The following is a 10435-nucleotide window of genomic DNA, read 5'->3' as shown; positions in this document are numbered from 1 at the left end:
AAGAGCACTGGGTACCGCGACATGTCAGGTTTTGAAGGGTGGTATCATTCACCTCGACGATGTCGGCGGTGCGATTGCATTTCAAAAGGTGCGAAACAAAAAAGGCGAGATAGTGGATACGCTGGTCTATTCGGATAAAGACGAAATCGCGCTGGACTACAAGTTAATTCAGGAAACGTTCGGCACGAATTTTTACAATGTTTATCCAAGGCAGGAGGTATTCAATAAATTTCTAAAAAATATTACTGTAGCATAACAGAATTTACACATGAATCAACTACAAAGAAGCCCATAGTTTCAACGGCTAGGGGCTTCTCGCGTTTTTTAAACTGTAAAAGTCGGGACAGGCAAGGTATGCCTGTTGAATGGCAAAAGACAATATGATATAATACTATCTAAATAAAATGATTGGAGTTGAAAAGATGATTATTCTTTCTTGCTAATTTTAAAAGCATAATAAAATTATGAAGCGGAAATGCCTCTTGTTTTGTTGTGCTTATGCAAGAAAGTTAACATTCTTTTCACTCATTTAATATATCCTCGTCCTGCCCTATCAGGGGCTTGACATTGCTGTATTTATGAGCTGCAAGAATTGACTTTCTTGCAGCTTTCAATTTTATACAGGAGGATACGATACATGTCTTTAATAAACGTGACCAATTTGACCTTTAGCTATGACGGCAGCTATGATAACATATTTGAAACCGTCAGTTTTCAAATAGATACAGACTGGAAATTAGGCTTCACCGGGAGAAATGGCAGAGGCAAAACTACCTTCCTCAATTTATTGCTTGGCAAATATGAATACCGCGGTACGATTTCAGCAACGGTAAACTTTGAATATTTTCCTTTCGAAGTAACGGATGAACAAAGCAACACCATAGAAGTAATTGAAAGCATTTATCCGGATTATCTTCATTGGCAGATGATGCGTGAGCTTTCGCTGCTGCGAGTCTTGGCGGACGTTTTGTATCGCCCTTTTGCTACCCTGTCTAAGGGAGAGCAAACCAAGGTGTTGCTTGCTGCCTTGTTTCTTAAAGAAAATAGCTTCTTGCTGATTGATGAACCGACGAACCACCTTGACATGAACGCCAGAAAAATTGTCAGTGATTATCTTCGTTCTAAGCGCGGCTTTATTTTGGTATCTCACGACCGGGCCTTTCTTGATAACTGTGTTGACCATATCCTTTCCATCAACAAAACGAATATTGAAATTCAAAAAGGGAACTTTTCCTCCTGGTGGGAAAACAAGAAAATGCAGGACCAGTTTGAACTTGCAGAAAACGAAAAACTCCGCAAAGATATTACCCGTCTGTCAACTGCCGCCAAACGTACAGCTAATTGGTCGGATAAAGTGGAAAAAACGAAGTTGGGCACAAAAAATTCCGGCTTGAGGCCGGATAGAGGTTATATCGGCCACAAGTCCGCCAAGATGATGAAACGCGCGAAGGCCGTCGAAGCAAGACAACAATCCGCTATGGAAGAAAAGTCGAAGCTGCTCAAGAATATTGAAAACTCGGAGCGGTTGAAAATCTCTCCCTTGAGTTTTCATGCAGACCGTCTCATAGAGCTGGAGAAGGTTTCCATATTCTATGGCGAAAAGACAGCTTGTGCGGGTGTGAGCTTTATCATTGAGCAGGGTGACAGAATCGCACTTTACGGGAAGAACGGCTCAGGCAAGTCGAGCATTATGAAGCTGATTGGCGGAGAAAACATCACCTATACAGGTACTTTCAGAAAGGCAAGTCAGCTTACGATCTCCTATGTTTCGCAGGATACCTCCCACCTTCGAGGCAATCTAACCGGCTATGCCAGAGAGAATGATATAGATGAAAGTCTCTTTAAGGCTATTTTAAGAAAACTCGATTTCTCCAGAATTCAATTTGACAAAGATCTGTCTGCTTTTAGCGGTGGCCAAAAGAAAAAAGTACTGATTGCCAAAAGTCTTTGTGAGCAAGCTCATTTATATATCTGGGATGAACCGCTTAACTTCATCGATGTGATCTCGCGCATGCAAATAGAAGAATTACTGCTTGCATACTCGCCAACGATTCTCTTTGTGGAACATGACAGGGAGTTTTGCAAAAATATCGCGACCAAGATTTTTGAGCTTTAAGCAGCGCATATCGAAAGCCTCCTGTTAATCTAAGCTGACAGGAGGCTTTCGGTTAACTGACATGATCATTATTTTCGTCTGCCGATAAGCAAACCTTGCAGGAATTTTGCATGATCATGCTAAATAGAGTATTAATACATAATCAAAGTATGAATTTAGTTCGAACAAAAGCCAGGATGGCAGTGACTAAATCACCAATGACTCATTACTGTGAGTCAAAGAACCGTCACCTGACTCACTGCTGTCGTCTGACTCGCTGAGGAGGTAGAATGTATGAAGCATAATAAGAAATCTTTAGTAAGTATCGTTTTGCTTATGGTTTTAACTGGATTTTTTACGGCCGGTTTGGTTCTTGGAGCCGGAGTTTCATCTGCTGAGGCAGCTCAAAATATGGGGATAGCCTCGCCCAGTGTATTTTTGGGGCCTGACACCATCCAGACTATTGTAAAACAAACAGGACCGGCTGTAGTTAAAATTGAGACTGAAATGCAAGTGCAAAATCAAGGAAATCCGTTTCTCAATGATCCCTTTTTTAGAGAATTCTTTGGCGAACAGTTTAAAAGACAACCGGGCGTAGCCAAATCATTGGGTTCAGGCTTTATTACCTCGAAAGATGGGTACATCATAACGAATAATCATGTAATTGCCAATGCTACCAAAATAGATGTTTATTTAACCAGCAGGAAGGAACCCTATGCTGCTAAATTAATTGGTTCCGATGAACAATTGGATTTGGCGGTATTAAAGATTGATGCCGGTGATAATCTTCCCTCTCTGGAGTTTGGGGATTCAAACAAACTGGAAGTAGGCAGCTGGGTCATAGCGATTGGTAACCCGTATGGACTTGATCATACAGTTACCGTTGGTGTTATCAGCGCAAAAGGCAGACCGCTTACCATTAATGGGAGTCAGTTTACCGATCTTTTGCAAACAGATGCCTCGATTAATCCGGGCAATAGCGGCGGTCCGTTGATAAACCTCCAAGGGGAAGTAATTGGTATTAATACGGCGATTAGTGCGCAGGCCCAGGGAATTGGATTTGCCATTCCGAGTTCAACCGTTACCCAGGTATTGGATCAGCTTATGAATAACGGTAAAGTGATTAGACCATGGTTGGGAATTTACATGCAGCCCATGACGAAGGAGCTTGCCAATTACTTTGGCTTACAAGAGCCGGAAGGAGTATTGGTAAGTGCGGTTGTAGACGGCTCTCCTGCCCAAAAGGCCGGCCTTAAGCGGGGCGATATTGTTCTTGAATATAATAAGAAAAAAGTGAAAGACCCGGATGCCTTAAAAAAAGAAGTAGCGAATGCCAAAATTGGAGAAGACGTGGTCGTATTAATTCATAGAGATGGTAAAACACTATTTGTTCCAGTAAAAATTGAAGAAAAGTAAACAAAAGGGTGAGTCAAGGGACGGTTCCGCGACTCATCCTTTTATAACGGAAGTTTACAAATGATACACAATTTAGATAAGGACTAAAATGGAATGAGAGAAAAAATAAGAAAAGTGCTGCAAGTAAAAACCAGTTAAGATGAGATGGAGAATCGTCACTTGACTCATTCAGAACGGTACAATTTGAGATTGTGCCGTTTTTTTATATGTAGAGGGGATAACCGGAAAGCGGCGAATGAAGTATAAACTGTAAGTTTTTTTAAATTACTGACGGAGTGGAAAAGTTTATGAAAATAGGCTTAGTGCGGCATTTTGAGGTGAACTGTCCTCATGAATTTCTGATGAATGCAGCAAAGTTCAGAGAGTGGGTTAACCAATATGACTGCTCACCCACAAAACCTATTGCTTTACCGGCAGGGACAGACAATTGGGATAAGTGCTATTGCAGTGATTTACCCAGAGCGGTTGAGACGGCGCAGCATATCTATCAAGGGGAAATTATAAAAACTGGATTACTACGGGAAGTGCCAATTGCACCAGTTATAGAAACGAATTTGAAATTGCCTTACCCATTCTGGCTTGCAGCAGGAAGGCTAGCCTGGTATTGCTCACATCAGTCTCAACCCGAAACGATGAGACAGACAAAGTGGAGGATACAACGATTTATTGCGGGCATCCTGGAAGCGGGCAACAGCGATATTCTAATAGTTACACATGGCTTCCTTATGATATATATCCAGCAGGAATTATTGAATAAGGGGTTTACTGGCGGAAGGATAAGGAAAGCTCGACATGGAAAAATACAAGTATTTACAAAAAAACTTACGAAAACTACCTAACGAAATAGCTTGTTTGGAATGTTCTTTACCAGCGCAAAGTAACAAATTTACAATGGGAGGATCGGCAAAATGGGACAATAAATTATTGGTCAGTAACGCTTTTCAGGTATTTATGAAAGAAGCTTCCCCCAAAAGAATTTTGCTGACTAAATAGAGGTGCTGGTTATGCTAGAAGATTCAGAGAAAATGCTTAAGATTGCGGTGCAAATCAGAAAGGCCCAGTCTTCTTATCAAGACAAATTGCCGAAAGAAGCTGTGCCGGTAGGACATTTTATTGACCGCACAGTAATAACGGATGCCGGAAGGACGCGTATTCTTATCTATACGCCGAAACAGCAGACCCAGGTGCGATACCCTGTTTTTGTCAGTCTGCACGGCGGCGGGTTTATCCTCGGGAGTGCGGAAGATGATGACGTATGGTGCAGAAAGATAGCCAATGCTGTTAACTGTGTCGTCGTCAACATCGACTACCCGCTTGCGCCGGAATGTAAGTTCCCGATACCATTAGAAGAAAGCTATGCCGTCGTTAAATGGGTACATGACCATGCGGAAGAACTGGGAATCGATTCCGGGCGGATTGCCGTGGGCGGGCACAGCGCCGGTGGTAATCTAGCCGCGGCGATCTGCTTATTGGCCCGGGACCGACGGGAATTTCCAATCATTTACCAAATATTAGATTATGCGGTACTGGACAATTCCATTGACGCTTACAATAAACATCTCCATCCGGAGGAAACGATGCTGACACCTAAATTGGTTAATCTTTTTACTGCCTGTTACATCCGCAGCGAAGAGGACACCAAAAATCCCTTTGTCTCGCCGCTTCTGGAGAAAAACCTTCAGGAACTGCCACCGGCCCTTATCATTGCGGCAGAATTTGACCCGCTGTACGAAGAAGACAGACTCTATGCCGAGCGTCTGGCGGATGCCGGGATAGAAGTGGTATTCAGGAAATTTTCCGGCTGCTGTCATGCTTTTACTCATTTTGGCCCGGAGGAAGCGGCAAATGCAGCGTGGGCACTAATTTATTCTCAACTGCGGCGTGCGTTTAAAAATGCATTGCCTAAAGGAGGTAAAGAAAATGGTTGAAATAAGGCAGGCAACGAATCAGGATTTTGCTGGAATCTGGCCTATCTTACACGAAACCTTCTCTAAGGGAGACACGTATTCTTTTTCACCTGACACTTCAAGGGAAGAGGGATTCCATATATGGATGGAGACGCCGTCGGCTTCCTACGTAGCCATACATAATGGGCAAATTGCGGGTACCTATTTTATAAAGCCCAATCAACCAGGTTTAGGATCGCATATTTGCAATGCCGGCTATGTAATTAGCGCAAAATTTCGCGGAGAAGGCATAGGCAGAGCCTTGTGTGAACATTCCCTTAAAGAAGCAGTACGATTGGGATTTAAGGGAATGCAATATAATTTTGTAGTATCAACGAATAAAGTGGCCGTTGAACTTTGGAAAAAGTGTGGTTTTACTATAGTAGGTACGTTGCCCAAGGCTTTCAATCACAAGGAAAAAGGGTTTGTAGACGCTTATGTAATGTACCAATGGCTTGTTCAATAAAAATAAGCTGCTAATGACATAAAGAGCCTTTGGGCTCTTTTTTGGTATCAGTCATTCGGGTTCCCTGCATAAAAGAAACAGTCCTATCAGAAGACGGAACAATTTCTGGTAGGACTGCTTGTTATAATGGGTAAGCTTAGTAACAATGAGTAGAGAATCGTTAATTGACTCAGGGTTTAAGTATTACGCGGGGTTCGCCCGTGAAGGAATAAACCGTGGCAGTGGCATCTTTCAGATATAGTACTTCGGTATTATCATCATCCGCTTTATATCTATCCTGTAAACTTGGATAGGCAGCCAGCATATGTTGTTTGGCTTCTAACCGATCATCTCGTACCGCGGTTGCGGAGAGCCGAATCCATTCGCCGCCATTAAAAGCACAAATTTCAATTTTGGGATTTGCCTGCATTTGCCGGGAAACATTTTTGACTTTGCCTGTTTGAATATAGAGCTTATTTTCAAAAATATCTACAGTTCCGAAAGGACGGACCCTGGCCTGGTCACCGTCAACTGTAGCAAGGTAATAGGTATTGCATTTTTTCAAAAAATCGTATACTTCTTGCATAAAAAAACCCCCTTGGTATTTATTTACTTGACCTTTGATGTTCTATCTAATATTATTCTAATGTGTACAACAAATATATTCAAGTACGATTTTGTACAATACTAAGTATACTAGAAGATACTATGGGAGGATAACATGAGAGAAGAGGACTTTGGTATATGCCCCTATGTTACGGTGCAGAAACTGCTTTCGGGGAAATGGACATTGATTATTTTATTTCTTTTAGCGAAAAAGACCATGAGATTTAGTGAATTGCAAAGGGAAATTCCAAGACTTACTCAGGCTACGCTGACTAAGCAGCTTAGGACGTTAGAAAAGGATGGATTGATAATAAGAACGGTATATAATCAAATACCGCCCAAAGTAGAATATTCGTTAAGCGATATGGGGGAAAAGTTTAAACCCGTTATAAAATCACTAAAGGATTGGGGCGATGAATATATTATGTTTTCAAAAAAAAGGGATTGTACGAAATTATAAATTTGCAGCATTATTTGCGTATAATGTGTGAGCTTTTATTTATGGTTATCATATGTGTCAAAAGTGCCATGCGCATAAAGGAAACATAGTGCAGGCGTTTGTGGCTTTAGTTCGCATGGAAGCCGGATTGAGTCCATCACGAACTGCTTTTTTCGGTGAGATAATATAATGATGCAACAACTCCCATGCTTAGCCCGAGATTGGAAGCCAACACCCAGCCCCCATAGGCATATGCCCAGCCGCCTAATGCAGACCCAATTGCTCCACCGATAAAGAATACAGCCATAAATACGCCGTTCACTCGCCCGCGGATTTTCCCGCCTAAAGAATATATCGCCCGTTGACTCAGAACTAGATTGCCGGAAACCGCCATATCTAAAATGATGGCGGCAATGACAAGGATTGCTAACGAGTAGTCTGATGAATCTTGAAATAAATGAGTAAGTAAAAAAGATAGGATTGCCACGCAAATGGCCAAACCCGTCAACCTTTTGGTCCAGCCTCTATCAGCCAATCTTCCTGCTATTGGAGCAGCTGCTGCACCGGCCACACCGGCAAGGGCGAATAAAGCAATACCCTGCTGTGATAAATGGAAATGGCTGGCCAGCCATAGTGGAATTACTGTCCAGAACAGACTGAATGCCCCAAACAGGCAAGCTTGATAGAACGCACGGCGGCGTAAAACAGCCGTTTTTGTAAAAAGAGACCACAAGGAGCTAATTAAATCAACATAACTCATAGAAGGCGAAGGATTGTGCTCGGGAAGTACACAAGCCAACAAAGCAGTCAGTATTGCCGTAATAATAGCTGAGAAAATGAAGATCATCTGCCACCCCCAAAGGTCAGTAACGAAACTGGCCATCGGCCGGGCAAGCATGATTCCCAGCAACAGGCCGCTCATTACATTGCCTACCATTTGGCCGCGTTTTTCCTCAGGTGCTAAATGAGCTGCGTAGGGCACAAGTATTTGGGTAGCTACGGAACCTAGGCCGATAAACATGGATGTTATCAGGAAAATTGTCGCGTTGTGTGTTAAGGCTGCCGCAATCAATGCGCAAACCCCAACTACTAATATACTGGAAACTAACCGTCGATTTTCGATGAGGTCGCAAAGGGGGACAATGAATAATAAGCCTATAACGTAGCCGATTTGTGTTAACGTCACAATTAACCCTGAGGATGCCAATGGAAGATGGGTGTCGCTACTGATAGGGCCTACTAAGGGCTGCGCATAATAAAGGTTAGCAACAAATACACCACATGCGACGGCTAACAGAGAAGGAATCCAGTTGGGAGCTTTCCTGGTTTTAATCTCTACAGTGTTCATATAATTACCTTCTTTCATTTTCGCGTTTAGCATCATAGTAATATAATACTAAACGTACAGTTTAGATATTGGTTAAATTATATACTAAACGTTTAGTACTGTAAAGAGGTAATTTTATTTTCTTTTACTAAAATTATTTAGTATAATGTACGTATAGTTTATTCTTACGGGAGGATTTTTTTTGGAAAAGAAAAAAGGGCGTCCACGTAACGCCGCAACGGAAAAAGCTATTCTGGAAGCTTCGTATGATTTGTTGCTGGAGCAGGGCTTCGGAAATGTAACGGTTGAGAAAATTGCCGAACGGGCCAGAGTGAGTAAAGCCACCATTTATAAATGGTGGCCAAACAAAGCTGCGGTTGTTATGGACGGATTTCTTTCTGCGGCTATGTCTAGGCTTCCTGTGCCTGATACCGGTTCCGTAATGGAAGATATCGCCATTCAGGTCAGCAACTTAGCCAATTTTTTATTGAGCCGGGAAGGTAAGGTAATTACTGAATTAATTGCCGAAGGACAATTTGATCTAAAGCTGGCGGAAGAATACCGTCTTAGATACTTTAATCCCCGCAGACTCGATTCACGGCGAATTCTAGAGCGAGGGGTGCAAAGAGGAGAGTTAAACAAGGACCTGGATCTTGAATTGTGCATTGACTTAATCTATGGTCCACTATTCTATCGTTTATTAGTAACCGGTGAGAGCATAGATGAAGCGTTTATAAGAGTTTTAATAAAATACGCGTTTGAAGGCATTCAGAAAGTACATAATTAAGCGGTAAGAGCTTAATTAAGCGTAATTCTTTGACGATTGCGGCCTGTCTCAAAAGCATGATGGGAGAGAGGCTTTTTTGTTTTTAAGCCCATCTAAGGAAATTCTAAATAATGGTGATTATGATTAAAGCATGGATTCAATCAAACTAGAGGGAGTGCTTGTATGAAAAAGTTAGCTAAAAAACTAATTATATTTTCCATGGTAGGGTTAATGCAAGTTGGTATGTTTGCTTCGGTAGCGGCAGCAGCCCCGCCTAGACCAAATGATCCTTCGGGGTTTGAGCAGCGGGATGAACACCATCATCGGGATCTGGAGAGAGAAAAACAGCGTAGAATTCGCGAGGAAAACGAGCGGCATGAAAAGGAAATGAAGCGGCGTCCGTTTGAGTCAAAGCAACATTGGCATGAGCGCCAAAAGCGTGAAATTCAGCGTCACGAAAGAGCAATTCATGAAATAATGGAAATGGGACGTAGATAGCATACATATTTTCTCAATTAATGAAATTGTCCCGAAGCTAACTAACTTCGGGACAATTTCAGAGATACCCAATTAGTATCAATCTAGCTTTTTATTTAGCGCAATATCACCAACATTAACACTTTCAGCGACTTCAAAACTCTTCATACTAAACGGGTAGAACCCTTCTTTTTCTAGCCTGAGAGCATAGGTGCCTGCATCTAGCCTCTTAAACCAAAAGTCACCAAAGCCATCAGTTGTTGCAATATAATTTTTACTCTGCCCTACAGCAGTAAGAGTTACTTTGACACCTTCCAAACATTCATCATCAATTGGATCAAATACGGCACCAGCTACGAAGTTTTTCGGTAGATTCAAGTAATAAACCTTCGGCATTAAGCCTAACTCCGGCTTCATGACCTCGGCTTTACCGATCAGCTCTTTAAGCTCAGCTTCTTCCCCAAACCGGATTGCGTCAGTCGGACATGCATCCACGCAGCGCGGAAGTTTTCCCTCGTCAACAAGGTGAGCGCAGCCGGTGCATTTTTGCGGCAATTGCAGCTTTTCATTCCAGTAGATTGCACCATAAGGACAAGCATCAACTAGTTGTTTCTGCCCCTTGGCTTTTTCCGGATCAATAATTACCAGGCCGTCTTCGCGTGTATAAACACTGCCATTTTTTGTTGCTTCTTTACAAGGTGCATTCTCGCAATGCATGCATGGCGTTGCTACATAGGACATTTTAACTTTCGGCACACTGCCCAATACTTTTTCGTTCATCTTCATCCAGAAATGGCCCGTCTCTGGCTGAGTTTTCGCATATGGGAGCCATTCATTATCACAATGCTCATCCTTACATGAAACCTGGCAGCCATAACAACCGTTGCACTTGGCAACATCAATGACAAATACTTTCAT

Annotated in this window: 12 protein-coding genes; 9 read left to right on the top strand and 3 right to left on the bottom strand. The window is 42.3% G+C overall.

Features of this window, described 5'->3' with window-relative positions; translation table 11 throughout:
- From BLR65_RS06920 to BLR65_RS06895, 6 genes are all read left to right on the top strand, one after another.
- Positions 1–256, top strand: a 256-nt coding sequence (locus tag BLR65_RS06920) for a hypothetical protein (RefSeq protein ID WP_218130624.1), incomplete at its 5' end; no start/stop codon positions are given.
- Positions 257–637: 381 nt separating this feature from the next.
- Positions 638–2116 carry an Lsa family ABC-F type ribosomal protection protein gene (locus BLR65_RS06915; RefSeq protein ID WP_093793459.1) on the top strand — a complete coding sequence of 493 codons (1479 nt, stop codon included), beginning with the start codon at positions 638–640 and terminating at the stop codon, positions 2114–2116.
- 273 nt (positions 2117–2389) lie between these two features.
- A complete protein-coding gene (locus BLR65_RS06910; RefSeq protein WP_093793458.1) occupies positions 2390–3511 on the top strand; it encodes a trypsin-like peptidase domain-containing protein in 1122 nt (373 codons plus the stop codon).
- Positions 3512–3798: 287 nt separating this feature from the next.
- Positions 3799–4350 carry a histidine phosphatase family protein gene (locus BLR65_RS06905; protein ID WP_093793457.1) on the top strand — a complete coding sequence of 184 codons (552 nt, stop codon included), beginning with the start codon at positions 3799–3801 and terminating at the stop codon, positions 4348–4350.
- A 165-nt stretch (positions 4351–4515) separates the two neighbouring features.
- Complete coding sequence (locus tag BLR65_RS06900; protein WP_093793456.1) at positions 4516–5439, top strand: alpha/beta hydrolase; 924 nt, start codon at positions 4516–4518, stop codon at positions 5437–5439.
- Positions 5432–5923: a GNAT family N-acetyltransferase gene (locus BLR65_RS06895; protein ID WP_093793455.1), complete on the top strand. Its 492-nt coding sequence runs from the start codon at positions 5432–5434 to the stop codon at positions 5921–5923. Before BLR65_RS06900 ends, BLR65_RS06895 begins: the two co-directional genes overlap by 8 nt.
- 169 nt (positions 5924–6092) lie before the next feature.
- Here BLR65_RS06895 and BLR65_RS06890 read toward each other — a convergent pair whose 3' ends face one another.
- Entirely contained in the window at positions 6093–6488 is a 396-nt protein-coding gene (locus BLR65_RS06890; protein WP_093793454.1) for a pyridoxamine 5'-phosphate oxidase family protein, read from the bottom strand.
- 135 nt (positions 6489–6623) lie between these two features.
- On the opposite strand from BLR65_RS06890, the gene BLR65_RS06885 reads away from it, so the two are divergent.
- A complete protein-coding gene (locus BLR65_RS06885; protein ID WP_093793453.1) occupies positions 6624–6968 on the top strand; it encodes a winged helix-turn-helix transcriptional regulator in 345 nt (114 codons plus the stop codon).
- Between the two features lie 136 nt (positions 6969–7104).
- Here BLR65_RS06885 and BLR65_RS06880 read toward each other — a convergent pair whose 3' ends face one another.
- Positions 7105–8295, bottom strand: coding sequence for an MFS transporter (locus tag BLR65_RS06880; protein WP_093793452.1), 1191 nt, complete (start codon positions 8293–8295; stop codon positions 7105–7107).
- 181 nt (positions 8296–8476) lie between these two features.
- Here BLR65_RS06880 and BLR65_RS06875 point away from each other — a divergent pair, with 181 nt between their 5' ends.
- The gene (locus BLR65_RS06875) at positions 8477–9061 is read left to right on the top strand and encodes a TetR/AcrR family transcriptional regulator (RefSeq protein WP_093793451.1); all 585 of its coding nucleotides are present in this window, start codon (positions 8477–8479) and stop codon (positions 9059–9061) included.
- Between the two features lie 162 nt (positions 9062–9223).
- A complete protein-coding gene (locus BLR65_RS06870; RefSeq protein ID WP_093793450.1) occupies positions 9224–9538 on the top strand; it encodes a hypothetical protein in 315 nt (104 codons plus the stop codon).
- A 78-nt stretch (positions 9539–9616) separates the two neighbouring features.
- Here BLR65_RS06870 and BLR65_RS06865 read toward each other — a convergent pair whose 3' ends face one another.
- Positions 9617–10435, bottom strand: a complete 819-nt coding sequence (locus BLR65_RS06865; protein WP_093793449.1) for a 4Fe-4S dicluster domain-containing protein — start codon at positions 10433–10435, stop codon at positions 9617–9619.

The sequence above is a fragment of the Sporomusa acidovorans genome (assembly GCF_900101845.1).
In the GTDB taxonomy this organism is placed as follows: domain Bacteria; phylum Bacillota; class Negativicutes; order Sporomusales; family Sporomusaceae; genus Sporomusa; species Sporomusa acidovorans.
Note: the sequence above shows the minus strand (reverse complement) of the source record. Positions and strands in the feature narration are given on the sequence as shown.